At 40.4% G+C, this 26,911-nt stretch carries 23 protein-coding genes; 10 read left to right on the top strand and 13 right to left on the bottom strand.

All coding sequences use genetic code 11. The features are described 5' to 3' along the window. Position 1: 1 nt before the first annotated feature. From IPO83_16610 to IPO83_16600, 3 genes are read right to left on the bottom strand one after another with little or no spacing between them, the layout of a single operon-like run. Complete coding sequence (locus tag IPO83_16610) at positions 2-397, bottom strand: hypothetical protein (GenBank protein MBK9732876.1); 396 nt, start codon at positions 395-397, stop codon at positions 2-4. Next, positions 381-911 carry a hypothetical protein gene (locus IPO83_16605; protein MBK9732875.1) on the bottom strand — a complete coding sequence of 177 codons (531 nt, stop codon included), beginning with the start codon at positions 909-911 and terminating at the stop codon, positions 381-383. Before IPO83_16605 ends, IPO83_16610 begins: the two co-directional genes overlap by 17 nt. Before the next feature lie 60 nt (positions 912-971). Further along, complete coding sequence (locus tag IPO83_16600) at positions 972-1,484, bottom strand: ribonuclease H-like domain-containing protein (protein MBK9732874.1); 513 nt, start codon at positions 1,482-1,484, stop codon at positions 972-974. 469 nt (positions 1,485-1,953) lie between these two features. On the opposite strand from IPO83_16600, the gene IPO83_16595 reads away from it, so the two are divergent. From IPO83_16595 to IPO83_16585, 3 genes are all read left to right on the top strand, one after another. Then, positions 1,954-3,858, top strand: a complete 1,905-nt coding sequence (locus tag IPO83_16595; protein ID MBK9732873.1) for a RecQ family ATP-dependent DNA helicase — start codon at positions 1,954-1,956, stop codon at positions 3,856-3,858. 161 nt (positions 3,859-4,019) lie between these two features. Beyond that, positions 4,020-5,114 (top strand): glycosyltransferase, encoded by a 1,095-nt coding sequence (locus IPO83_16590; protein ID MBK9732872.1) that lies wholly within the window; start codon positions 4,020-4,022, stop codon positions 5,112-5,114. Then, the gene (locus tag IPO83_16585; GenBank protein MBK9732871.1) at positions 5,111-6,238 is read left to right on the top strand and encodes a glycosyltransferase; all 1,128 of its coding nucleotides are present in this window, start codon (positions 5,111-5,113) and stop codon (positions 6,236-6,238) included. The genes IPO83_16590 and IPO83_16585 overlap by 4 nt, the downstream gene beginning before the upstream one ends. Positions 6,239-6,242: 4 nt before the next feature. On the opposite strand, the gene IPO83_16580 is transcribed toward IPO83_16585, so the two are convergent. From IPO83_16580 to IPO83_16555, 6 genes are all read right to left on the bottom strand, one after another. Then, on the bottom strand, positions 6,243-6,935 hold the full coding sequence (locus tag IPO83_16580) for an ATP-binding cassette domain-containing protein (protein MBK9732870.1): 693 nt from the start codon (positions 6,933-6,935) through the stop codon (positions 6,243-6,245). 40 nt (positions 6,936-6,975) lie between these two features. Continuing rightward, on the bottom strand, positions 6,976-7,179 hold the full coding sequence (locus IPO83_16575) for a fructose-6-phosphate aldolase (protein ID MBK9732869.1): 204 nt from the start codon (positions 7,177-7,179) through the stop codon (positions 6,976-6,978). A gap of 1,950 nt (positions 7,180-9,129) precedes the next feature. Next, positions 9,130-9,507: a GxxExxY protein gene (locus IPO83_16570; protein ID MBK9732868.1), complete on the bottom strand. Its 378-nt coding sequence runs from the start codon at positions 9,505-9,507 to the stop codon at positions 9,130-9,132. A gap of 79 nt (positions 9,508-9,586) precedes the next feature. Continuing rightward, a complete protein-coding gene (lptC, locus tag IPO83_16565) occupies positions 9,587-11,119 on the bottom strand; it encodes an LPS export ABC transporter periplasmic protein LptC (protein MBK9732867.1) in 1,533 nt (510 codons plus the stop codon). Positions 11,120-11,194: 75 nt separating this feature from the next. Next, positions 11,195-12,160, bottom strand: a complete 966-nt coding sequence (locus IPO83_16560) for an MCE family protein (protein ID MBK9732866.1) — start codon at positions 12,158-12,160, stop codon at positions 11,195-11,197. A gap of 200 nt (positions 12,161-12,360) precedes the next feature. Then, on the bottom strand, positions 12,361-13,581 hold the full coding sequence (locus IPO83_16555; GenBank protein ID MBK9732865.1) for an N-acetylmuramoyl-L-alanine amidase: 1,221 nt from the start codon (positions 13,579-13,581) through the stop codon (positions 12,361-12,363). A 133-nt stretch (positions 13,582-13,714) separates the two neighbouring features. Here IPO83_16555 and IPO83_16550 point away from each other — a divergent pair, with 133 nt between their 5' ends. Beyond that, complete coding sequence (locus IPO83_16550; GenBank protein MBK9732864.1) at positions 13,715-16,213, top strand: LPS-assembly protein LptD; 2,499 nt, start codon at positions 13,715-13,717, stop codon at positions 16,211-16,213. A gap of 213 nt (positions 16,214-16,426) precedes the next feature. Here the strand turns inward: IPO83_16550 and IPO83_16545 are convergent, their stop codons facing one another. After that, positions 16,427-17,221, bottom strand: a complete 795-nt coding sequence (locus tag IPO83_16545; protein MBK9732863.1) for a DUF4197 domain-containing protein — start codon at positions 17,219-17,221, stop codon at positions 16,427-16,429. 184 nt (positions 17,222-17,405) lie between these two features. On the opposite strand from IPO83_16545, the gene IPO83_16540 reads away from it, so the two are divergent. From IPO83_16540 to IPO83_16530, 3 genes are all read left to right on the top strand, one after another. After that, the gene (locus IPO83_16540) at positions 17,406-18,659 is read left to right on the top strand and encodes a competence/damage-inducible protein A (protein ID MBK9732862.1); all 1,254 of its coding nucleotides are present in this window, start codon (positions 17,406-17,408) and stop codon (positions 18,657-18,659) included. A gap of 168 nt (positions 18,660-18,827) precedes the next feature. Continuing rightward, positions 18,828-20,126: a 2-oxo acid dehydrogenase subunit E2 gene (locus IPO83_16535; protein MBK9732861.1), complete on the top strand. Its 1,299-nt coding sequence runs from the start codon at positions 18,828-18,830 to the stop codon at positions 20,124-20,126. Positions 20,127-20,241: 115 nt separating this feature from the next. Then, complete coding sequence (locus IPO83_16530; GenBank protein ID MBK9732860.1) at positions 20,242-20,676, top strand: hypothetical protein; 435 nt, start codon at positions 20,242-20,244, stop codon at positions 20,674-20,676. A 40-nt stretch (positions 20,677-20,716) separates the two neighbouring features. Here IPO83_16530 and IPO83_16525 read toward each other — a convergent pair whose 3' ends face one another. Continuing rightward, positions 20,717-22,627: a M1 family metallopeptidase gene (locus tag IPO83_16525; GenBank protein ID MBK9732859.1), complete on the bottom strand. Its 1,911-nt coding sequence runs from the start codon at positions 22,625-22,627 to the stop codon at positions 20,717-20,719. A gap of 246 nt (positions 22,628-22,873) precedes the next feature. On the opposite strand from IPO83_16525, the gene IPO83_16520 reads away from it, so the two are divergent. After that, on the top strand, positions 22,874-23,707 hold the full coding sequence (locus IPO83_16520; GenBank protein ID MBK9732858.1) for a universal stress protein: 834 nt from the start codon (positions 22,874-22,876) through the stop codon (positions 23,705-23,707). 231 nt (positions 23,708-23,938) lie between these two features. Then, positions 23,939-24,235, top strand: coding sequence for a thioredoxin (gene trxA / locus IPO83_16515; protein ID MBK9732857.1), 297 nt, complete (start codon positions 23,939-23,941; stop codon positions 24,233-24,235). A 290-nt stretch (positions 24,236-24,525) separates the two neighbouring features. On the opposite strand, the gene IPO83_16510 is transcribed toward trxA, so the two are convergent. Beyond that, complete coding sequence (locus IPO83_16510) at positions 24,526-24,948, bottom strand: hypothetical protein (GenBank protein MBK9732856.1); 423 nt, start codon at positions 24,946-24,948, stop codon at positions 24,526-24,528. 195 nt (positions 24,949-25,143) lie between these two features. On the opposite strand from IPO83_16510, the gene IPO83_16505 reads away from it, so the two are divergent. Next, positions 25,144-25,842, top strand: coding sequence for an alpha/beta hydrolase (locus IPO83_16505; protein ID MBK9732855.1), 699 nt, complete (start codon positions 25,144-25,146; stop codon positions 25,840-25,842). Between the two features lie 178 nt (positions 25,843-26,020). On the opposite strand, the gene IPO83_16500 is transcribed toward IPO83_16505, so the two are convergent. Beyond that, positions 26,021-26,863, bottom strand: coding sequence for a universal stress protein (locus IPO83_16500; protein MBK9732854.1), 843 nt, complete (start codon positions 26,861-26,863; stop codon positions 26,021-26,023). Positions 26,864-26,911: the final 48 nt, after the last annotated feature.

Raw genomic sequence — 26,911 nt, 5'->3', positions numbered from 1 at the left:
ACTATCTATTTGGATTGGTTGATTCTGAAACATTTGACTCCTTATTGTTTTTATCCATGGTTTGATTCTCCAATTCTCCTTCTTTAGGTAAAAGTGATGATACTTTCTTATTAAGCTCCTCCAAATATACTTGGTTCCATATATCTAATTTATCCATTTTCCCCTGATCGGTCAGATTATTATTATTTAATAAATTATAAAGTTCATCTGGACCCACTGTTTTATCTATAAAATTTTTAAATTTTATGTAGTTATACGTTCCTTCATTAGCAATACTTTCTCGGGGTGCATTATTGTGTCCACCGCTGAAGAGATATTCAACTCCAAAGCTGAGGACATATGTTTCCTTAGTTTTTGATTCTTCATATTGTGGTAAGTGCTTAACTAGTAATGGCACCGCCTCCTTCATTTGGATTGTACAAAGGCGCTTTCAACCAACTTAAAATTTGTCCTTTAGTCGCTCCTTTGTTAATTATTTCTACATTTCGTATGAGATTCTCGTCAACGCCTGTGGTCATTGTAAATAAATGAATAACTGGCTCAGTAAATTTATAGTACCCGGTCATAGGGTTAAATGAAACGACAGATTCTGGCTCTCTGCCATCAATATCAATTGCCGTTATTGGAGTATTTCCTGCAAATTGGTATGGCGTGTAAAAAGGATAATTTCTATCTAATGGGTCAATACTTAGAAATTTTCCGAGCCGTGAGTCGTATATTCGATATCCGTAGTTGTAACTATTCCCTGCCCCCTTTATCTCATCATCTTTTAGCTTGCCATTGAATCCAAATCCATAGATTTCATTGGAGAAACTCCTCCCCGGCATTACCATCCCGCCCGGATGGTAATCTTTTTGGCTGTAATCGTTGCTGGGATTGCGATGTGAAAGATGCTCAATATTCAAATTCATACCGAATTTTGCTTATTTCGACATGAAAATTAGATAAACTTTACCAGGTTAGGGATGAAATTATTTCAGCCTTATGGTATCAAGATATTTGCTCTTTACGTTGTATTTCTTAAAAATCTTGAAAGTAAGCCGCACCAGATTAACCACATCTTCCCTATTGTAATGAAGCACTGCTTTCTTTTTCTTGGGATTTCGCCAATCACCCCAAATCTGAAAGATGCTGGTTTTGTATTTCATCACTTTGCGCCGGATGCTGAATTTATGTTCCAGGTCCTTTAGTTTGAAGCTGCCGGTTTTGATATGGTCTTTGAAAACCTTCATCAGGTTTACACACCGGAATTTATCTCTGAACTTCCATTTGAAGAATTTTTCCAGCATTCCGGTATCAGGTCCGTAACAAAAAACGCTGCCGGTAACTTTGGTAAATAATTTTTTGAAATTCTTTGCGGTAAGTTTCTTGCCATAAAGCTGTCCGAAGTTTTTACGGTCATAGGAATAACCGATAAGGAAGATGCGCTGGTTTAAATACCATTCTGCGTCAATGTATAGATTGATCACTTTTTCTTTTGCCATCTTGAGGGACCATGGGGTGATCGCAATTAAGCTTTTTTGCTCTCCTTATTTTTTTTGTTTTGCTTAAATATGAAGTTCATATTGAACTTCATGGAAATAAGAAACCGTCACCCCGGGGCCCCTCAAGGGGCACCTCACGCCGGTACCTTTCTGTCGCTCTGATTGCACTGAGTTGAAACAATGACCAATGACCAATGAAATGTCCAATGACCAAATGCGTCCCATCGGGCCACAGAATGGCACAGGAGAAAGGCGCCCCTTGAGGGGCCACGGGGTGACTTTCTTTATTTCAATATTTTCGAATTGAATGGAATGGCTAAAGCGTGGGGTTAGAGGAGGCGCTCCGGTATTGGATTTTAATCCAAAGTGCTTTTTTTAGTTGGACAACCATGATATTTATTTCAGCTATAGTTTTTCTATAAGACTGCTTTATAATCCGTTTAATTTTCCCTTTCTTATTTTTATGCAGATGACTATTCATGACCTGTTAAAAAAATATTGGGGCTTTTCCACTTTCAGGGATATGCAGGAAGATATCATTCAATCTGTGATGGATGGAAAAGATACACTTGCATTACTACCAACCGGCGGAGGGAAATCTGTTTGCTTTCAGATTCCGGCATTAGCCAGGGAAGGTATTTGCATCGTGGTGTCACCACTCATTGCGCTGATGAAAGACCAGGTAGCGAATCTTGAACAAAAAGGAATAAAAGCAATAGCAGTTTACAGTGGCATGAGCAAGCAGGAGATAGATATTGCCATCGACAATTGCGTGTATGGCAATTATAAATTTCTGTATGTATCACCGGAAAGACTTGCTACAGATATTCTGAAAGTACGCGTTGCCAAAATGAAAGTGAATTTATTGGCAATAGATGAAGCGCATTGTATTTCACAGTGGGGTTATGATTTCCGGCCACCTTATCTCCGCATTGCTGAGTTCAGAGCTATTATTCCTGAAGTGCCGGTGCTTGCACTTACTGCAACGGCAACGCCGCCCGTAGTGCTTGACATTTGCGACAAGCTGCAATTCAAAAATAAAAACGTATTTCAGAAAAGCTTTGAACGCGACAACCTCTCCTACTCCGTGTTGTTTGAAGAAAGTAAAAATGAACGGCTTGCAAAAATGCTGAACAAAGTGCCGGGAACTGCCATAGCTTATGTTCGCAACCGTAGAAAAACAAAAGAGATAGCTGATTACCTGAAGAAAAAAAATATCAGTGCTGATTATTATCATGCAGGATTGGATCATGCTACCCGTTCTAAAAAGCAGGAAGCCTGGACTAAAAACAAAACCCGTGTGATGGTATCCACCAATGCATTTGGAATGGGCATCGATAAGCCGGATGTAAGGCTGGTAGTACATATGGATGTACCGGATGACATGGAATCTTATTTTCAGGAAGCAGGACGGGGAGGAAGGGATGGAAAGAAATCATTTGCAGTGTTGCTTTACAACAACAGCGATGTTGCTGATCTTACTGAAAGGCTTGAACATTTTATTCCCGCTGTTGAAAAAATCCGTCAGACTTACCAGGCTTTGGCCAATCATTTTCAACTGGCCATTGGTGCTGGAGAAAATCAAAGCTTTGATTTCGACATCGCTTTCTTCAGTAAAAAATACCGTTTCAATCCTGTTGAAACTTTGCAAGCCCTGAAAACCCTGGAGCAGGAAGGATATATCGCCCTCACGGAAGCCGTTTTCATCCGATCGCGTATTCTTTTAAAAGTAAATAAAGAAGTACTGTATCGTTTTGAAGTGGAGAATAAGAAACATGAGACGTTGCTTCGCACTTTGCTTCGCTCCTACTCAGGTATCTTTGAGGACTTTGTGCCTATCAACGAAAATGACTTAGCGAGATTTACGGGTTTAAGCCGTGAACAGGTGGTTGTCCAACTTAAGGAGCTTGAACAATTTAATCTGTTGAAATATGAGCCGCAAAAAGATGTTCCGCAGGTTATTTTCCTGCAGCCAAGAGCGGACAGCGATCGCATGCCCTTTGATTATGAATTACTGAAGCGCAGAAAGCTTGCGCATGAGCTCAGGTTGACAGCGATGAAAAATTATTTGCTGACAATCAATTCCTGCCGCAGTCAGATGCTCCTGGCGTATTTCGGAGAAAAAGATGCACCACGCTGTGGCATTTGTGATCTTTGTTTGCGAAGGAACCGGCTTGATCTTTCAGATCTCGAATTTGAGCAGATTACATTACAGGTAAAAAACTTATTGCAAATTAAGCCACAAACAATAACTGAAGTAGTTAATAAAATACCCAAAATGCATGAAAAGAAAATGCTCGAAACTATTCAGTGGCTCCTTGATAATGAGGAATTGCAGTTGAATGATCAGCATCAACTCATATTCCGTGTTTAATGAATCCCGTTGATTTTCTACTCATGCAATGTTGTAAAATCCTTGAGAGATGTTGTTCTGATTATTATGAAATACCACCAAATGGCCTACAGTATTACAGTAGATATTAAATGAATACCTTTCATTTGCAGGATTTATTAATTCCCGAATAGCCAGATAATTTGACGCACATAGTTTTCACGGTAGTAAATGATCTGACTTATGATCAGCGTATGAACAGGATTTGTTCATCGCTTGCCAATCATGGATATGAAGTGACTTTGGTAGGAAGAAAACTTAAAGAGAGTGTTCCGCTTGCAAATAAAACATTCAGACAAAAGCGGCTGAAATTATTATTCAGAAAGGGAAAATTATTTTACCTGGAATTCAATATCCGGCTCTTCTTCTATTTGCTCTTCAAAAAATTTGATGTAGTATGTGGAATTGACCTGGATACGATCCTTCCCTGTTACATGGCATCGAAAGTGAAAAAGAAGCAATGTGTTTATGATGCTCATGAAATTTTTACTGAAGTACCCGAAGTCATCCGGAGACCTGTTATTCAGGATTTATGGAAACGTGTTGAGAGATATTCCATAGATAGAATTAAGAAGTGTTATACCGTTTGTGGTGCATTGGCAGATTATTTTTATAGTCAGTATGGTCGCACTTTTGAGGTGGTAAGAAATGTTCCTTTACTTGAAAACAGTATTACTGTTGATGAAAACAAATTACGCGATCGCTTCATCTTGTATCAAGGTGCTTTGAATGAAGGCAGAGGACTTGAACAACTGATTACTGCCATGCAACATATTCCTTTGCATTTGAAACTTGCTGGCGAAGGTGATTTATCTGTTGCCTTACGAAAGCTTGTTCTTGAATTAAAATTATCGGAAAAAGTAATTTTTCTCGGACAGCAACACCCTGACGACCTGAGAAAAATTACCAACCAAAGTTTCATTGGCGTAAACCTGCTCGAGAATAAAGGATTGAGTTATTATTATTCACTCGCCAATAAATATTTTGACTATGTGCATGCAGGAGTCCCGGTAATCACGATGAATTTCCCTGAATACAAGCAACTGAATCAACAGTATGAAGTAGCTGTTTTGGTGAATGACCTGGAAACGAAAACGATAGTGGAAGCGGTAGTTGAACTCATTGAAAATAAAGATGCTTATTTTCGCTATCATGAACAATGCCTGCTGGCGATGCAGGAATGGAACTGGCAGAAAGAAGAACAGAAACTTCTTGCTTTCTACCAATCACTGACATGAGTAATTTGTTACACATCATTTCTTTCAATGTTCCCTATCCACCTGATTACGGTGGCGTGATGGATGTGTTTTATAAAATAAAAGCATTGCATGACAGTGGTATAAGAATCAAACTGCACTGCTTTGAATATGGCCGGAAAGAATCCGATGTATTGAATCAACTGTGTGAGGAAGTATTTTATTACAAACGCGAACACAGCTTTCGTGATTTCACCTCCCGCACTCCCTATATAGTGAAAACACGCAAGTCAAGTGAGTTACTGAAAAACCTCGCACTTGATCAGGCTCCGATTTTATTTGAAGGTCTGCACACCTGTTATTACCTGGATCACGATGATTTGAAAGACAGGTTTAAAGCAGTTCGCATGCACAATGTAGAATGGGACTATTACCGTCACCTTGGTAAAAATGAGAGTGGTATGTTCCGTAAGTTTTATTTTTTTACAGAATCCGTGAAGCTGAAGAACTTTGAAAAGGTGCTTTCCTTTGCAGATCATTTGCTGCCGATTTCAAAAAATGATTTTGAATACCTGAGCAAAAAATTTGACAACGTAACAGAATTACCAGCCTTTCACCCAAATGAAGAAGTGATTTCCACACCTGGCCACGGAGAGTACGTTTTGTATCATGGTAATCTTGCGGTGGTGGAAAACAACCAGGCAGCACTTTTCCTGGTAAGTAAATTATTTAATGACCTTGATGTGAAGCTGATCATTGCAGGATCTGACCCTTCCGATATGTTGGTGGATGCTGTGAAAAAGAACAGGAATGTAGAGTTGCGTATCAATCCGGGCGAAGTGGAAATGATGCGGCTTATCCGGCATGCACACATTAACCTGTTGCCTACTTTCCAAAATACCGGAACTAAACTTAAGTTGCTGAATGCATTGTTTAATGGTCGCTATGCAGTGGTGAATTCACCGATGATAGAAAACACGGGACTGGAAGAACTTTGTATTGTGCGGGATAAATCAGAGGAGTTAAAACAAGTGGTGCGAGAGCTGATGATGGTGCCGTTTAAACAGGAGGATGTTGACCATAGAAAAGCAATTTTAGGAAATCAATATTCCAATCTTGTAAATGCGGCGAAACTGATAAAAGTATTGTATGCAGCCGTTCAATAATCCGTTATACTGCTTCCAGCACAGAAGTATCAAACACCTTTCCGTTCTCACACTTCAGGGTACGCGATGGAAATTTCTGAATAGTCATAAAATCATGAGAAGCAATCAGCACAGCGGTATTCGATTCACGGCTGATGTCCATTAACAGCCGCAGAATCTCATCAGAGGTTTCAGGATCGAGATTGCCGGTAGGTTCGTCTGCAAGAATTAACGCAGGATGATTTAACAATGCTCTTGCGATCACCACACGCTGCTGTTCACCGCCAGATAATTCATGAGGCATCTTAAATCCTTTTGTTTTCAATCCCACCATTTCCAACACTTCTGCAATACGATCCTTCATTTTTTCTTTATCGTTCCAACCGGTTGCATGCAATACAAAACTTAGGTTCGCATCAATCGTCCGATCGGTCAACAACTGAAAATCCTGGAAAACAATGCCAAGGTTTCTCCGGAGAAAGGGAAGCTTTTTCCAGGTAATGGTTTTCAGATCATGGCCGGCGACAAAGCCGGATCCGCCGGCAAGTTGCAAGTCTCCGTATAACACTTTTAGCAAGGAGCTTTTTCCACTTCCTGTTTTACCAATCAGGTACACAAATTCTCCTTTGTGAATAGTGAGATTCACATTACTTAAAATCAATGATTCTTGTTGGTAAATAATACCATCCCTTAATTCTATGATCACTTGTTCTTCCATGATGCTTTTAATTAGTAAGACAACTTACACCTGACAAATCTTAAACCTCCAGCTTTTGAATTTTGCCATAGGGCAATGCAGCAATTATTTGTTTTACTGCTGCTTCCTTTTCTGCCAATCCTATTTTTTTTAAAGCCTCTTCAGGCCGGTCTGCACGAAAATAGGACAATAACGTAAACTGATCATCCCGTATTTGAATGTAATCGGGGATTTTCACTTTACCATGAATCTTGATGATGTACATATTGTTGCTAAAACGCGCTGCAAATTTCGTTAAGAACAGCGGAATCAAGAAATTGGATCTGAAGAAGTTATCCCCATGAAACTAACCTGTTTTCCTCGCAGAGGCGCTAAGCGGCAAAGGATTAACTACTAAGAACACCAACACTTTCTTTGCGAGCTTTGCGACTTAGCACGCATTTGTTCTCGCAGAGGCGCTAAGCGCGCAAAGGATCAACTACTAAGAACACCAACACTTTCTTTGCGAGCTTAGCGACTTAGCGTGCATTTGTTTTCGCGGAGGTGCTAAGCGCGTAAAGGATTAACTTCTAAGATCACCAACACTTTCTTTGCGAGCTTTGCGACTTGGCGTGCAGCTTTTTCTCGCTGAGGCGCTAAGCGCGCAAAGGATTAACTACTAAGAACACCAACACTTTCTTTGCGAGCTTAGCGACTTAACGCGCAGCTTGTTCTCGAAGAGGCGCTAAGCGCGTAAAGGATTAACTACTAAGAACACCAACACTTTCTTTGCGAGCTTTGTGACTTAGCGTGCATTTGTTTTCGCAGAGGTGTTAAGCGCGTAAAGGATTAACTTCTAAGAACACCAACACTTTCTTTGCGAGCTTTGCGAGTTAGCGCGCATTTGTTTTCGCGGAGGTGCTAAGCGCGTAAAGGATTAACTTCTAAGAACATCAACACTTTCTTTGCGAGCTTTGCGACTTAGCGCGCATTTGTTTTCGCGGAGGTGCTAAGCGCGTAAAATATTAACTACTAAAAACACCAACACTTTCTTTGCGAGCTTTGCGACTTAGCGTGCATTTGTTCTCGCAGAGGTGCTAAGCGCGTAAAATATTAACTACTAAAAACACCAACACTTTCTTTGCGAGCTTTGCGACTTAGCGTGCAGTTTGTTCTCGCAGAGGCGCTAAGCGCGTAAAGGATTAACTTCTAAGAACACCAACACTTTCTTTGCGAGCTTAGCGACTTAGCGTGCAGCTTGTTCTCGAAGAGGTGCTAAGCCTAAAATATTAACTACGAAGAACACCAACACTTTCTTTGCGAGCTTTGCGACTTAGCGTGCATTTGTTCTCGCAGAGGTGCTAAGCGCGTAAAATATTAACTACTAAAAACACCAACACTTTCTTTGCGAGCTTTGCGACTTAGCACGCATTTGTTCTCGAAGAGGCTCTAAGCCGCAAAGGATTAACTACTAAGAACACCACCACTTTCTTTGCGAGCTTTGCGACTTAGCGTGCATTTGTTTTCGCGGAGGCGCTAAGCGCGCAAAGGATTAACTTCTAAGAACACCAACACTTTCTTTGCGAGCTTTGCGACTTAGCGTGCATTTGTTCTCGCGGAGGCGCTAAGCGGCAAAGGTTTAACTACTAAGAACACCCACACTTTCTTTGCGAGCTTTGCGACTTAGCGTGCATTTGTTTTCGCGGAGGCGCTAAGCGCGCAAAGGATTAACTTCTAAGAACACCAACACTTTCTTTGCGAGCTTTGCGACTTAGCGCGCATTTGTTCTCGCAGAGGTGCTAAGCGCGTAAAGGATTAACTTCTAAGAACACCAACACTTTCTTTGCGAGCTTTGCGACTTAGCGTGCAGTTTGTTCTCGCAGAGGCGCTAAGCGGCAAAGGATTAACTACTAAGATCACCAACACTTTCTTTGCGAGCTTTGCGACTTAGCGTGCAGTTTGTTCTCGTAGAGGTGCTAAGCGCGTAAAATATTAACTACTAAGAACACCAACACTTTCTTTGCAGGCTTTGCGACTTAGCGTGCATTTGTTCTCGCAGAGGTGCTAAGCGCGTAAAGGATTAACTTCTAAGAACACCAACACTTTCTTTGCGAGCTTTGCGACTTAGCGCGCATTTGTTCTCGCAGAGGCGCTAAGCGGCAAAGGATTAACTACTAAGAACATTTATACATTAATTGCGAGCTTGGAGTCCGACAAACTACGACTGTAGTAAGCATTACAGATTGTTAACTATACGATGAATTCCGTCCTTAATTAGTTCAACATTAAAATTCACCAACATAGCCAATTTTAATTCTGACAGTTTCAAATAAGTTAGCACTGTTTTGAAGTGCACGGGTGCCAGGACGGTAATAGATTTAATTTCTACGATCACCTTTTCTTCAACAATGATGTCTGCACGAAAACCTAAATTCATTGTGATTGCTTCATAGATTACCGGGATGCCTTCCTGGCGTGTAAAAGCTAAACCCAACTTCGAAAGTTCGTAACAAATGACTTCCTCATAAACTGATTCAAGCAAGCCGGGACCTAAAGTCCGGTGAATCTTTAAGAAAATGTTGACCAATATGGCCGAAATTTCATTGTGTGTCATCGTATAAGATATGTAAAAAGATATTGACTCAAGATAACTAATTCTGTCAAATAGTTGCCGTCATTTCCTCACTTGTATATTAATCAGGAGCAGTTGGCTTCAGCAGTTCTTCCTTTGATTTTGGTTTTTTTGAGATGAACCAACGGAAGTTTTTCAGCTTCGATTCTTCCTTAGGAAATTCGTTCAAAGGATAAAGCGTCGCATCAGGCTGCGTGAGAAAATAAATGCGGTCTACTTTTTTGTCTACCGAAAAATAAATTGTCATGTTGCTGCAGATAGCTTTGTTTACTCCGATGTATGCGTTGCTGTCGTCCTTTGCATAATAAATACTTTCTCCATTGCCTTCCACTTCCATCCGTTGCAATCGTCCGTCGACAAAGAACCCATACATATTTTTGCCCTGCACCTGGTTATACAATCCGGAATCAGACTCATTCGTAGCGAATGCTGTCTGCAGCAGGTCCATTTTATAAAGTTCTTCGCCTCTTAAATACATGTTCATTGTATCAGCGCTGAGCTGATTATCAGATACCCACAATATGGGCTCACCAAACATTCTGAATACCGAATCCCGATAAGTGAATGCGATTGAATCGCAGACACCTTGCATGTCGCTCTTGAAAATTTTTACATGGTGATAGGCAAAAAGATTTCGATAATTGCCGACCGTATCTTTATAGGAAAAAAGTGTATCAGCAGTTACAAACATCGAATCATTATCCATTACCATAACCAGCACAGCATTTTCAGTAGCGATAATACGATCATTGTTTTCATAATACTGCGCGAAATTTCCCAGCATAAAAATATTGTTCAGTGTATCAGCCCACCTGACATGTGAACGCGCATATCCATAACCTCTTTTGCGCTGGTAAAAAATGGTGTCTGCTTTTAGTTGCTGTGTCCGTGTATCGAGCCGTGCATTTTTTTCAAATTGAGCCACGTCATATTGTGTGTTGTAATATCCTCCTTCGCAATACACGTTGAATGAATCAGAATTAATGGTGGTCGGACTTACAAAATAAGCAGTTCGTGAGGCAGTATTAAATTTTAAAGTATCAGTATGCAGCACGTAATCCGGATGCGTGAGCTTCACATCCTGCTTAAAGAACATGTCAGACGAATTGGAATAATAATAACCATGCTGGCTGGTGAGGATTGCTTCATCGCTTAACAACTTGCCTCCTTTAAGATAGAAGCCTACCCTTGTATTCAGATCATAATCCAGTTCTTCTGTAGTGAGCACCATTTTTGAATCGGTGAGCTTCACTTTCGTATTCAGCTTCGCCTTTTTAAGATTGCCATCATAGTGTAGTTTTTCTCCGTAAATATGAATGGTATCACCCTGCCGGATATGAACATTACCAAATGCGTCAACAATATTTTCATCGAAATAAAAATCTGCGCGGTCGCAAAAAAGAGTGACATCTTTTTGCTTTAGCTGAACATTACCCACAAGTTTCCTTACCGCAATATTGCCTTGTTCGCTGTATTGCAATTCATCGGCATTAACAATTTCTATGGGTTCACCTGTTTGAGCGTAAGCAGACAAGGTCAGTACGAGCAGGAACAATAAAGAAAAAAGCTTACACAGATTTTGTAAGCATTGCACAGAGAACCGACTAAGTTTTTCTATGCAGAAATTCATCCGGATGATTCTGAGGTTCACTGTGAAAGAGTGCGCCAATTATTTGTTTTGAGTTTCCTGTGGTGTCTTGTCCTTTTTTCCGAATACGGAAACCTGCACATAACGGCCAGGATTGGCTTTCATGTCAATCAGCAGTGCATCCAGTGATTGAGTCGAAGATTCAAGATTATGATACAGCTTATCATCATTCATGAGTAAACCCATAGAACCTTTACCTTCATTAATCTTTATCATCACATTACGCACTTCCTCCAATACTTCTTTTGCTTCCCGCACGGTGGCCCCAATTTCACTGCGCTTAACTGTATCTGAAATAGCGGAAAGGTTACTTATCAGGTTATTGATCTCTTCCTGGTTATTTTTTAGATTGGTAGTAATAGACTCTACATTCGAAAAAATGTGATCAAGACGGCTTACGTTGTCATTCAGCATCACATCCATTTTAGATGTTGCGTTGTCCAGTGTCTTTAATGTGCTTTCAATACTTTTCACGCTTTTTTGTAAATTTAACTTCGTCTCACTATTAAAAATTCCGCTAATAGAATTAATTGCAGAATCAATTGTGGCAATCAGCGCTTCTGCCTGTGACTGCACTTCCTGAATACCATTTCTTCCGACTTTAGAAACAAGGGTGTCATGGCTATTGTAAAAATCATTGGAGGCAACAAAATCAAGTTGAATTGCTTTGGGACTGATTAAATCAGGACTTACTACAGTGGCTGTTGATCCCCTCGGAATCTGGAGATCTGGTGTAATTGCTACAGAGACTACGATTTGGCCGGAACCATCTGTTGCCAATTTTATATCCTGCACATGACCGACTTTCATTCCCTTGTAACGAACAGAACCAGCCGGAGCAATTCCACCTGCATTTTCATATCTGATATAGAAGACATTATCCCGGCTAAAAACGTTTTTGCCACGTAGCAGGTTGTAACCAAGAACGAGTAAAACAATTGCAACGGTTGCAAGCACTCCCACCTTCATTTCATTCGATACTTTCAATTGCGCAGCTTTTGAGTGTGGTAAAAATAAAATTTTAATTCTTAAAGGCTCTTTTGAACCACGGCTGAGAATTTAATTTTCGAATCATTACTTTTTAAAAGCAGGATACACCCATTTTCAATAAACCCTGAAGCATGAGTATTAACTGAGAGACAGTGTTGTAAAATCTGTTTTAGTTTGAACCACCGAAAGTCACTTAGCTATGGCAGTTCGCTGATGGGTATTCGTTTCCCATCCTTATAAGCAACAACAAAAGCATCTTTAAATCCATTTTTTCGCAAAGTGGCAAGACGATTCTGAGACGCTGTGAGATCAGTATAATTACCCACCACATAACGATTCACCTGGTTATCGCTTTTATCGTTCGTTATATCTTTGATACCTGCAAAGCGCGGATCGTTTAATGGAATCGATTTTTCAGAGGCAGCAATTTGTATTTTGTAAACTATGACCGGTGATGGAGCTTGTTTGATATTTGCATCCGCCACCATTTTCTGAGATTGATCTCCTGTTAAAGTATCGCGTGATTCTACCGGTGCGGGTTTTCCGGAGGTATCTTCAACCACCGTTTTACTATCCTGCTGCACCAGTGCCAATTGGCTATAATCACCTTCTATTTCAGATTTATAAAGTGCAATGGCCTGTAAAACAGAAAGTGCAATTTGATTCTGACCAGTTGTTGAATTAAGATACTTCTCCTCTTCCCTGTTGGTAAGAAATCCTGATTCAATTAAAATAGACGGCATTGTAGTTCGCCACAAAACAAGAAATCCTGCCTGTTTTACACCACGTGTCTGTCGGCCGTCTTTCACAAATTCATCTTCAACTTTTGAGGCAAGATTTATACTTTGGTCAATATGCGCATTCTGGTTCATGGAAAGTATGATGTAACCTTCCGGTGAATTCGGATCGAAGCCATCATAATTTTCCTGGTAATTGTCCTCCAGCATAATTACATCATTCTCCCTTTTTGAGACTTCAAGGTTACCTTCAGATTTATGCAGACCCATCAACCACGTTTCTGTACCGTAAGCTGAAATGGATTTACTTGCATTACAATGAATGGAAATAAACAAATCCGCATTGGCGCGGTTGGCAATGTTGGCACGTTCATATAACTCAATGAATGTATCCGTCTGCCGTGTATAAATGATTTTGATCCCGGGATAAGTTTTTTTTATCAGTGCTCCCAATTTCAATACAAGTGCAAGCGTTACGTTTTTCTCGTATGATGAAACGCCCCGGCAACCCGTATCGTGACCACCATGCCCGGCGTCAAGAACAATGGTTTTAAATTTGTAATCGGAGTTTGCTTGAGCATTTACAGGAACACACCGGCAAGAGATAAGGAAAACTATGAAGAGAATTGTACGTTTCACAAATGGAATGCTTTGTAGTAGCTTTGTTGCAAAAATCAGCATTAAACGCAAATTTATACCTGATATTTTTTTGAAAAAAAGATATAGCCTTCAAGGTTTCCCCATCATTTTGTTAATACTGTGTTCGCTGTACTCATATGCGGACATTAACGAAGTTTATTATTCTAATCAGATTATGCCTGACACGGCGATAGATTTGACCCCTCCGGATACCATTCCACCCTTTTCAATTGTGGATTCCACTGGTGCAGACAGTTCTTTAAATAGTAAAGTAAAAGAATCAAAAGATGGATTGGATGGCCCTGTAAAATATAATGCCAGAGATACTATCTGGTACGACATTACCAATCAACGGGTTTATCTTCTTGGCGATGCGCAAGTGCAATACAAAGACATCACACTTACTGCCGATTCGATCATTTTTGACTGGAAGAACAGTGAAGTGACTGCCATGGGACGAAAAGACAGCAGTGGAAATCTTGAAAACCGTCCCACATTTTCTCAGGGTGAGCGGAAATATGATGCGCGCGAAATTCATTTTAACTTCAAAACAAACAAAGGAAAAATAAGTGAGATACTGACCCAGGAAGATGAAGGATTTGTGAGAAGTGGCGTTGTAAAACGATTACCGAATGAAGTGTTGTTTGGAAAAAATAATGTATACACAACATGCAATCTCGATCATCCGCATTTCTACATTGCTTCTTCAAAAATTGAAGTTATTCCGGGAAAGTCCATCGTATCAGGTCCGGCAAACCTGGTAGTAGCCGATGTACCCACGCCTCTTTTTTTACCTTTCGGAATATTTCCTTTAAATGCAAAGCGTAAATCGGGCATCATATTTCCTGAATATGGTGAGGATCAAAACAGGGGTTTCTTTTTACGAAATGGCGGTTATTATTTTGGAATAAGTGACAATGTAGACCTGGCGCTAACTGCAGATATCTATTCGCTTGGATCATGGAAAGCAGTGGCCGCAAGTCGTTTCAATAAGCGGTATAAATTCAACGGCGATGTCAGGATGACTTTTGCCAATGAAAGGATCTTCAGCACCGAAATAAATGATTACACTTCCAATAAGCAATTTAACATTGCCGCGAGGTACAACCAGGATGGCAAAGCAAAGCCTAACAGCCACTTCGGCGCTACTATTAATTTCGGCACATCAGGTTTCAATAAGCTCTTTGCTTCCAACACCAACTTCAATTATCTTAACAATACATACCAGTCATCCATCTCCTATTCACAAACGATTCCTTATTCACCTTTTAATTACACGATTTCTGCAAATCATTCTCAAAGCACGCTCACCCATCTTGTGAATGTTTCATTGCCCACTGTTGCATTTAACATGAATACGATCTATCCGTTTCGCAGGCAAGGAGGTATTGGTGGAGAACGATGGTATGAGAAGATTGGATTCTCTTATAACATGAATGCGCAAAACCAGGTATCAAACGCTGATTCTTTATTCTTCACGCCGGCAACATTCAGAAATATTCAAACTGGCATGCGTCACAATATACCGGTGAGTGCACCTTTCCAGATACTTAAATTCGTAACTGTAACGCCGGCATTTAATTATTCAGAAGTATGGGCATTACAAACAACACGACAGACATGGAATCCCGATTCAAATATGATTGCATATGATACGATCCAGGGTTTTGCAACGGCACGTGACTTCAATTTTTCAGTGAGCACTTCAACAAGGGTCTATGGTATTGTAAACTTCAGAAAAGGCAAGGTGAAGGCTATTCGTCATGTAATGACACCCAGTCTTGGGTTTTCTTTTCATCCTGATTTTAGTGATCCACAATGGAATACCTTTAAAACGGTGCAATACAATACGGAAGGAAGTACGCAACGTTATTCTTTGTTCAGTGATGCCATTTATTCAGGACCAGGGCAAGGAAAATCAGGCAGCATCAATTTTTCGCTTGGAAATACATTAGAGATGAAAGTTTTTTCGAAGAAAGATACTGTGGCACAAACGAAGAAAGTAAAGCTGCTGGATGCATTAAACTTTGGAGCTTCCTACAACCTTGCAGCCGACTCACTTAATCTTTCTGTGATCTCTATTACCGGTCGCACTAAGCTCTTTGATAAATTCGATATCAATTTCGGTTCCCGTTTCGATCCTTATATCGCAGATAGTTTAGGCAGAAGGCTGAATCAATTTGAATGGGATGTGAACAACAGGTTAGCCAGGTTAACAAATGCAAACCTGAGTATTGGTACAAGTTTTCAATCTAAAAAATCTACCCAACAGGTTTTGACAGAAGAGCAACAAGATTATATTTCCCGGTCACTTAATGAATATGTAAGTTTCGATGTTCCATGGAATCTCAATCTTTCTTACAGCCTGTTTCTGCAAACAGTAAATTCAGAAACCGGCAATGATTCTCTCACCTTTAATCAAACCCTTAACATCAGTGGTGGATTAAATCTAACTGAAAAATGGAAACTCACCGCTAGTACCTCGTATGATTTTGTAAACCATCAGTTTCCAACCGCTTCACTGGGCATCTACCGGGATTTGCACTGCTGGGAAATGAGTATTCAATGGGTTCCATTCGGAATACGACCGAGTTATAGTTTTGTATTGCGAGTGAAAGCATCTGTACTGCAAGATTTAAAACTGCCTAAGCGAAGTGATTGGAATGAGTTTTAATTATGAGTTGTCGGTTGTCTGTTGGCAGTTGTGAGTGGTCAGTTGTGAGGTATGAAGTGATTGCAGAATTTTGGCTTTGACGGGTATACAATCATCTATTTAATTGCATCAAAGCAATAGCATTTCTGTGTTTCCATCTATTTGCAAATAAAATCATCAACTCATATTTCTACTGCATACAATCGGCACATCGATTCATCGGCACATCAACTCTCAATGCTTTCCAAAAACCGATTCAATTATACTGTTTGCGGTGCCGGCAGGATCTTTCCTGATTTTAGCTTCCTCTTGCGCCATGGTATAGAATAAACCATCCAGCGCTTTTTGAGTCACATATTTTTTAAGATCTGAATCGACGGGTTTTACGAAAGGCAGTTTATTGTAGGTGCCAAAAACATCAGACCAATATTTTGTTGCTTCTGTTTTATCAAGTGCTTTGCCAATTACCGGAGCAAACTTTTCAGTAAGCTGCGCGGACGTTGATTTCTTTAAGTATTGCGTTGCCGCGTCATTCGGTCCTTTAATTAATCCAAATGCGTCATTCACCGACATGCCTTTTATCGCATCCAGGAAAATGGGTGCGGCATCTTTCGCTGCCTCTTCTGCTGCCCTGTTCATACTTAACAATGCTTTGTCTACTTCACTTCCCAATCCAAGGGAACGCAGCTTCGTTTCCACCATTTTCACATCAGGAGGCATTAAAATTTTTATAGCCTGGTTTTTAAAAAATCCATCCGTAGCCGAAAGAATCGTTGAACTGTTCACCGCACTTAAGCTCAGTGCTTCTTTTAAACCTGACACCAAATGATCACTATCAAGTCCAGACAATGCGCCTTGTATCCCATTGGAATTTGTTGAAGAGGGCTGCGATTGATCGGGTGCTGTAGTAGAAGATCCGGGACGCGTATCTTGCGGAGCAGCAGGAGTCGTAGCAGGATGAGTTACCTGGGCACAACCTGAATTAACAATCAATGCAGTCAGCAGGGCAAGAATGGAATTTTTAATCATGGTTTTTATTTGGCGTCGAATTTATCAAAATCGTGCCAATTGCAAATAGAAAGCCTTAAACAACGAATTGCATAATTGTCTGAAGATGATTTTTATTTGAATTTCATTATTTAATCGAACTTTCCGTCTGGCAAAACATTCTAAACATTCTAAACTTCTAAACTTCTCAAACCCTTAACTATTCATGAACGCAACCATCATTACCATTGGCGACGAACTCCTTATCGGACAAGTTGTAGATACGAACTCTGCGTGGATGGGCCAGGAACTGAATAGCATAGGAGTTTATGTGATCCGCAGAATTGCTGTGGGTGATGATAAAAAAGAAATCATAGCTGCTTTGAATGAAGCCCGTGAAATAAGTGACCTGATTCTGATAACAGGTGGACTTGGACCTACCAAAGATGATATTACCAAGCATACGCTGTGTCAATATTTCGACAGCAAGCTTGTTTTCAATGAAGAAATATTCGAAATGGTAAAAGCTATTTTCGATCGTCTTAGCCGGCCCATGCTGGAAAGTAACCGGAGCCAGGCAGAAGTGCCCGATAAGTGCATTCCTATAAAAAATCTTAATGGTACCGCGCCGGGAATGTGGTTTAATCATGATGGTAAAGTATTTGTTTCCATGCCCGGAGTTCCATGGGAAATGAAGCTCATGATGACCAATAATGTGCTACCTCAAATAAAAACACTTTTTAAAACACCCTTCATACTTCATAAAACAATACTGACGCAAGGTATTGGCGAATCATTCCTTGCTGAAAAAATACGGGATATCGAAGATGATTTCCCGGCAGGTTTTAAGCTGGCTTATCTTCCTTACCTGTCTTCTGTGAGGTTAAGAATAACAGCGCGTGGAGAAGACGAAAAATATCTTCAACAAACCACTGAAGCATTCGTGAAACGGCTTCGTGATAGCATTGGCGAATACATATGGGGTTATGATGATGACGTTCTTGAAGAAGTGATTGGAAAAATTCTGTTGCAACAAAAAGCCACGTTAAGCATAGCAGAAAGTTGCACCGGAGGATTGATTGCTTTCCGGATTGTGTCTGTTGCAGGGGCATCAGATTATTTCGGAGGCAGCATCGTGAGCTATTCTTATGAAGCCAAAAAAAAACTGCTGGGTGTTAAGGAAGCAACCCTCAATACTTATGGCGCCGTAAGTAAAGAAACAGTTTGCGAAATGGCCACTGGCGTGCTTGAAAAGATGCAGACAAGTTATTCTATCGCTGTATCCGGAATAGCAGGTCCGGGTGGTGGAACGGAGGAAAAACCAGTTGGCACTGTTTGGATTGCCGTAGCCGGAAATAACCGTGTAATGGCGAAAAAGTTCTTCTTTCCCGGTAATCGCCAGCGAAATATGGAGATGAGTTCTATTAATGCACTGAGTATGCTGAGGAAGTTTATGTTAGGGTTGTTGATTGATGCTTGAATTCGTATACTGATTGTTTAATTGTTGATTCTCTCGTCAAATTTATTGAAGTCCGCTATGGAGACATTTAACGATTTATCAGTTTAACAATTAAGGAATTGTTGTACGGTTTGATTAATCCCCCGTTTCGCTTTACATTTGACCATTCCAAAAAAATCAACTAATACTATGGCCGAAGTGGAACTGATAATGCCTAAAATGGGGGAAAGTATTATGGAAGCCACCATTTTAAAATGGTTGAAAAATGTTGGTGACAGCATAGCTGTTGATGAGCCGGTACTTGAAATTGCAACTGACAAAGTTGACTCGGAAGTGCCTTCTACGCATGCCGGTAAGCTTGTAAAAATTCTTTTCGAGGTAAATGATGTGGTGCCTGTTGGAAAAGTAATTGCTATTGTTGAAACAGAAGGTGCCAGCACAACTGCGCCTTCAGCCGTGAAAACCGAAGTAACCAGGCAGCCTGAAAAAACCATAGCTCCTGCTATTCAACAACAGGAATCAAAACCCGTTTCTGTCGAAGGAAGATTTTATTCTCCGCTTGTATTAAACATTGCACGTAATGAAGGAATCTCCATGCCGGTGCTTGATACTATTGCGGGAACAGGTGAAGGGGGCAGGGTTACAAAAAAAGATATTCTGCAGTTTGTACAACAGGGCGGTTCAAAAGCTGCCTCCACTCCTGCCGCGCCAATTGTTGAAAAACCAATGGTAAGGCAACAGGAAGAAGTTGTTACCCCTGTTGCTGTGAATGTTTCCGGCAATGTGGAAATTATTGAAATGGACCGCATGCGTAAACTGATTGCGGAACATATGGTAATGAGTAAACGCACTTCCGCGCATGTAACATCATTCGTGGAAGCGGATGTTACGAATCTTGTATTGTGGAGAGAAAGGGTGAAAAAAGATTTTGAAAAACGCGAAGGAGAAAAAATCACGTTTACGCCTCTTTTCATTGAAGCAGTGGTAAAAGCATTGAAGGATTATCCATTGGTGAATTCATCGTTGAACGGTACACAAATTATCCGTAAAAAGGACATCAATATCGGTATGGCGGCCGCATTGCCCAGCGGAAACCTGATTGTGCCGGTGATTAAGAATGCGGATACCAAGAACCTTGTCGGCTTAACCAAAGAAGTAAATGATTTTGCAAAGCGTGCACGTGCCGGTCAATTGAAACCTAATGAGATTGAAGGTGGCACTTTCACATTAACCAATGTTGGCACTTTTGGAAATTTAATGGGAACACCCATCATCAATCAACCGCAGGTAGCAATCATGGCAACCGGAGCCATCAAGAAAAAACCGGCTGTGCTGGAAACTTCGCAGGGCGATGTGATTGCGATTCGTCACATGATGTTTCTTTCACTGTCATACGATCACAGGATTGTTGATGGTGCCTTGGGTGGATCATTCCTCAGGAAAGTGGCAGATTACCTCGAGGCATTCGATCAGAAACGTGAATATTAATTCAGCGGAAAATCATAGAACCGACATACTAAAGACGACACCTTTATTTAGCTCTGCTTCTCCCCATGCATGATTATTCACTCTTACTTTATTAACTCAAAAATTCAAACCTCTTATGGATCAAGTGTATACTTTTACAAAAGATATTCATTCTTACTGGAGATGGATCATACTTGCCCTCGCAGTAATAGTTCTTATCAAGTATCTGTACGGTTGGTTTGGAAAGCAAAAATTCACTTCAACAGATAACAGGCTAAATTTATTTTTTGTAACTGCTCTTGACATTCAATTACTAATCGGATTAGCACTTTACATTTTTCTCAGCCCGGTTACAAAGGCTGCTTTTCAATCCGGCGAAAGTATAATGGCCAATCCCGGCTACCGGTTTTCAGTAGTAGAACATCCCATTACCATGTTGCTGGCCATTATATTGGCACATGTCGGAAGAGTGATGGTGAAGCGCTCCACAACAGATGTTGTTAAATTTAAAAAGGGTGCTATCTTTTTCGGATTATCGTTGCTATTTATACTCTCAAGAATGCCGTGGTAATTCAGGAAGTTTAATTTTTCATGATAATCAAAATCACCTTTTACCGGAGCCTCCACAGATTATCCTTCTTGTTAACATCAGGAATAAATTCATTCCCCATCCGGATGTATTTTAATTTTCCCGGCAGGGCTTGCTGTACATTATAATCACGATTGCCTTCTTTCCAAACTATCGCTGTAAAATCTTTTCTGATCACGGAATCATTTTCGAGAACGAATTCAAGATGGACAGGAACAGGCAATGCACCTGTATTGCTTACGATAATATTCCATGTTTCTGAACTTGTTTTTTTGCCTTTCTCCAACTGTACTTTTTTCAATGCCAAATCAGGATATGCGCTTTGCATAAACCATGGTATAAAAAACCAATTCAAATCCTGTTCACTCGCATTATTAATGGAGTAGAAAAAGTCGTACGGCGTAGGATGCTTTCCATGCCAGCGGCTCATGTATTCATGTAGCGCTTTAAAAAAAACAGTATCGCCCAGTAAATTCTGCAAGGTCCAGTAAAAAATTCCGGGCTTGCCGTATGCATTGGTTGTATAGGTAATTCCACTGGTCAGCTTTGTATTCGTAATCAATGGAACTTCGATATCTGTTCCGGCAACATTTTCATACCGCCTTCTCATATAAATTCCATCGTCTTCAGGTTCGCCCAGCATAGGAGATATTACAGATTCGCCGATAGTGGCCCAACCCTCATCCATCCATGCATATTTTGTTTCGTTGGTACCCATGTAAAATGGGAAATAAGAATGAAATATTTCATGAGAGGTAAGTTGCACCATGTCCATCCTTGTATCAGAAACATTATCATTCACCATCATCGGGTATTCCATCTGATCAAGTCCCTGGAATATCGTGATATGTGGAAATGGAAATGGTACGGCAGGATACGACTTGCTCATAATGTCGACACATTTACGCGCAACATCCGCTACTTCAAAAAAATCAACCGCGTTTTTATCATATGCCGCATCAACAAAAACTCTTCTTCCTGTAGCAGCATCCACCATTAATGAACTCCCCTGCCAGAGGTAATGATCACTGATTGCAAAAGCAAAGTCAGTCACTTCTTCCGCAGAAAATTTCCAGGAAAGCTGCGCACCTGCAGCAGTAACCGGTTCCGCATCATAATCTGTACTGTCAATGATGCCGATGATCTTATCAGATGTCTGTGCCGTTTGGTAACGATTGTAAATACGGGGAGCGAAAACATCTTTCGGATTTTGAAGCAAGCCTGTTGCCCAGACAACAAAGCCTCCCGGAACAGTAATTTCAGCATCAAAATTTCCAAAGTCATTGTAAAATTCCTGAAGGCCAATATAATCCCAGTCGTCCCAACCATCAATATCATCATACACAGCAATTCTTGGAAAAGTATATGCGAGAAAGTAAGAAGACGCGTCGACCATTCCCGTTCTGATATGCGAGCCTTTGTTGACAGTGTAATGCCAGGAGATCTGCATGGTTATGCTCTTGCCGGGTTTCACTGATTCTTCCGGTGTAACTTTCATATTCGTCCCGCTGAAATGTATGCGTTTATCTGTAAGGGTAGCAAATTTTTCTGTTCCCATTACAAGGCTTTCAATGGTCACGCCTTCATTTTCGTCTGCTTCATCAAACGGATAATTTCTTTGCATTCCTTTCTTAAAAAGATTAGGGTATAGGTGAATCACAATCTGATGAAGGGTATCAGGACTGTTATTGTAATAAACGATTGTTTCCGTACCGCTTAATAAACGCGTGGCAGGATCAAAATTAATTTTCATTGTGTAATTACCTCTGTTTTGCCAGTAATGAGATCCTGGTTTTCCATCCATGGAACGTGTTCCGGATTCATAAGCCGGTTGTACATTACGGGGTATAGGTAATGCCATTTTCTGTGCAAGACAATTCTCTATCATGAGTAGCAGCAATGTGCTGAAAGCAAATAGGCATAAAGGTTTCATAGGCAGATTTAATCAGTTTCAAACGTACAGTAATAACATGAAAAGGACAAACGATGAAGTATCCTGCTCCGGATGCAATAAAATTTCAGTTCTTCCTGTTCCTGCGGATACGTAATCTGAAATGCAAAAATGATCTCTGGAAAAAATATAACAATTGTCATTCAAATACCTGACTACAGTCATACTTTCAATTTAACTAAATCCTATATTTTTGAACAAATGTTAAATTAACCTAAATAATATGTCATGAAAAAGATCCTCGCTGTGTTTGACGGAGTGAACTATTCCGATCAGACTGCAAGTTTTGGAATTGAGCTGGCTCAAAAAACAGATTCTTTGCTGGTTGGGGTTTTCCTTCACGATCTCTCCTATTCCCGATTTGTTTATGCTTATGCCTGGGACATACCTACTCAATACTACTATGGGTTCCAGGAAATTGAAAAGGAAGACAATGTTAAGATCACCGAGAATATGAAAGTGTTCACAAGACAATGCGAGGAAAAACGTGTCAAACATAAAATCCATCTTGACAGTGGCGTTCCCCTTCAGGAATTGCTCAAAGAAAGTGCCTTCACTGATTTATTGTTAATAGATAACAAAACCAGTTTTATGCGGATCGGCGATAGGTCGCCGAGTTTATTTCTTAAAGATTTACTGGCGGAATCGAAGTGCCCTGTACTGATTCTTCCTGATGAGAAACCTTCTATCAACCGCGTGGTGATTGCCTATGACGGGAGCGACTCCAGTGTATTCGCTATGAAGATGTACAGCTATTTATTTCCACAGTGGAACGATATACCCACCAATGTTGTAACCGTAAATCATTCTACTTCCAACCATGTTCCCAAGAACAGAGATATTAAGGACCTTGCAAGTGAGCATTTCAAAAACCTGACATTCACAGTACTGAATGGTGAGCCGGAAGAAGAGCTAAAAAAATTTCTGAAGAAAGATGGCAATGATGTATTGGTTGTGCTGGGAGCTTACGGCAGAAGTGCCTTATCAAGAATGTTTCATTCCAGCATTTCCAATCGGATTTTGACAGAAGTGAAAGTTCCACTGTTTATTGCGCATCAATAACCTTTGCGGTTTGTCAATGTCGGGATCGGAATAACCATGGTGGAGGAAGGATTTCTTCTTGAAAAAAGCAGAACATGAATAATTCCATCTGTAACAAATGGACGAATAAAAAATGTTTTTCACTCAATACGCTGGCTTTGAAATAAATGGACACAGTCTGTTTTTTTTCGGGACAACAGGAAATAATTGCATAGATTTTGTCACACGCATCAACACTTTTCAAAGCGCAACATGAAATCCTTTAATGAATTGATAAATTCCGGCAAGCCGGTTGTTGTTGACTTTTTCGCTGATTGGTGCGGTCCTTGTAAAGCAATGGTTCCGATCCTCAACGATGTAAAGGCAACCGTAAAAGAAAGTGCGATCATCATCAAAATTGATGTAGATAAAGCACAGTCCCTTGCATCGGAATATGGCATAAGAGCCATTCCCACCTTACTGATTATTAAAGACGGAAAAGAAGTTTGGCGTCATTCCGGTGTCTGTCAACCTGAAGTTTTGAAGAAAAAAATTATGAACCTCGTTTAATGAGAAATTGCTGACACTCATTTATGCAGTGGCTTTGTATGCAGCACGAATCTACCGGAACCAGTTTATAACCGCATTTGCATTTTATTAAAAAGCCTCTTGATTACAAAACTAAATTGCAGGCAAATAGCATCCATCTGAAAATGGATACGTCATGCAGAATTTAATTTTGGAAGGATCCTGCTCATTTGGATTGTTGAGATGGATGCTCAAAAAAAAACGAATGGCCGTTGATACTGCTATCAACGGTCATTCATTTTGAAGTAAATGCGGAATAACCGCGGACTTCCCTATTTAATAACAGCAACTACTTTTCCATATACACCTGCACCGGAAACAACTATAGGATAGTTTCCACTTCCATAAGAGGTAAGATCAATTGCTATCTGATTACTTCCAACTTTTGCTATTCCTTCAATCACAAACATGGCTGATCCGTTGCTATTCATAACGGTGATTCCGATTTTGCCACTAACAGTGGCGGTGAAGCGAACGGTAACAGGTCCAGATGATGGATTTGGAACAACAGTAACATCAGGTCGCGCAATTGAAGCACCTTCCTCTGACGATACAAATAGGGCAGTTGTTGGTGCATTTGCTGTTGATATACTATTAAGAGCATTTCGGTTTTGTGCGCAGAGCATTCCGTTTATAACAAAGAGCATTGTAATGACTGCGAAGAGGGATTTGAGATTCACGTTGGTCGATTTCATAATATTAGTTTTTAATTTTCTTCAAAATTATACCGGCACTTTTCCGTGCGTTATGACTGCTGTCACACCTTGATATGATTATTGCCATCCTTTTCAATGTTTGGGTATGATTAAAATCACGGGCTCCGATAATAGTGGTCATACTATTGACGCTGAAGTGGTCATATTTTTAATTCCAGTTAAAAACTATCGGTCATGAATGCTAAAATGATTTATAATAATGACATCACCTTCAAGGCAGTAAATGTGCTTCTTCAAGGTACACTTGCAGTTCCCGAAAATGCTAAAGGCATCGTACTATTTTGTCATGGTATTAACAGCAGCAGGCACAGTCCGCGCAATACTCACCTTGCACGTGTTTTTAATAATCACGGATTAGCAACATTGCTGGTGAGTCTGGAGAAAGTGGAAGAAGATCTTTTTTTGAAAGGAAGCAACCTTACTGAACTCGCGGAGCGTGTAACCGACGTCACCCAGACACTGATGAATATCAACCCTACAAAAAAATTACCTGTTGTCTACTTCGGTTCCGGAACAGGTGCTGCAGTAGCTTTGGTTGCCTCTCTGGGGCTTAAAGAAATCGTGAAGACAATTGTTTGCCGGGATGCAAGCCCTGAGTCAGCCGTGGAATTACTGGCGCAGGTTAAAACTCCTGTGCTGTTTATCTGCGCACAAAAGGATAAAGAAGGTATTGCAATTAATGAAATGGCAAAAGGTTATCTGAAATCAAAATGCGAATTGAAAGTGATTGAAAATGCGTCTTATCTTTTTGAAGAAGAAGGAAAACTGGATGAAGTTGCTCAACTTTCTATAGCATGGTATAAACAGTATTTAATTCCGCTACAAGAAGCTTCCTCCGATCCCTCACTCCTGAACCTGCATGCGGTTGGTTAGTATCATTTAAAGCAACAGCACAAAACTTATGAGTAAAGCGAAACTGAGCGGGATAAACAGCGGACTTCCGAAGTAGAGTATCGCACCTGCTGAAACAACAGAAAAGAGCCAATTGGCAAGTTGATTTCGTAATACCGGCACTACTTTTACCATTTTGTTATGAACCGATTACTGCCATCTATTTTTTTCTGATGGACAACAAAGGAACTTTCAGGTTGTATGACAATTTTTCGGTCTTGCTTCCTTCAAAAACATATTCAAAGAATCTTTTCTTGTGAGGAAACATGACCGCCCAATCCGGTTTCCGGTAATCGAGAAATTCACGTAGCTGCTCGAGCAAACGTTCACCCGGATTTCTTTTTATCTGAATCAACTCCAGCTTCACTCCCTTTGCTACGCCTTTCAGTTTGTTGAATAATTTTTCTTCATCTACATCCGGATTATAACTCAAATTAAAAATGTCGATGATCGAGCCAAAGGATTTTGCGAGCGGAACAAGCGTCCCAAGTTCCATCACAGGACTTTTGAGGTCAGAAAAATAAAGCAAGGACTTAACGTGCCTGAAGCGATAACCGGAAGGTATGGCAAGCACCGGAATTTCACTCTTTGAAATAAGAATTGAAGTGGTACTTCCAAAAAGCTTGTTGATGCCGGACGCACCATGCGTTCCCATCACAATGAGACCTGCTTTAGCATTGTTGGCGGCGATGACGATATCTTCTACTACATATTTTTCAGTTTTCACCATCATCAAAACTTTAGTGGCGTCTCTTAAAATATGCATCTGACGGTATAACCGGTCGATTGTTTTATCAAGCAGCATTTTCTTATTTGACATATCCATCTTCTCCAGCCGCTTCATTTCGCTGTCCGGAATACCAAATAGTTCCACTCTCAGCGGAATATGCGTTGAATGGAAAAACACAACTTTACAATCCAACTTCGCTGCCAGCCGAATTCCATATTTCATGGCATTAACTGCATTTTCAGAAAAATCAGTTGGAACAAGAATCGTTTTCATAAATCCGTTTTATGAATGCACAGTTTATACATCAGGCTTCGAAGTAAG

The organism is Chitinophagaceae bacterium (assembly GCA_016717285.1).
GTDB lineage: Bacteria > Bacteroidota > Bacteroidia > Chitinophagales > UBA10324 > JACCZZ01.
The sequence above is the reverse complement of the archived record's forward strand: the minus strand, read 5'-3'. Positions and strand labels throughout refer to the sequence as shown.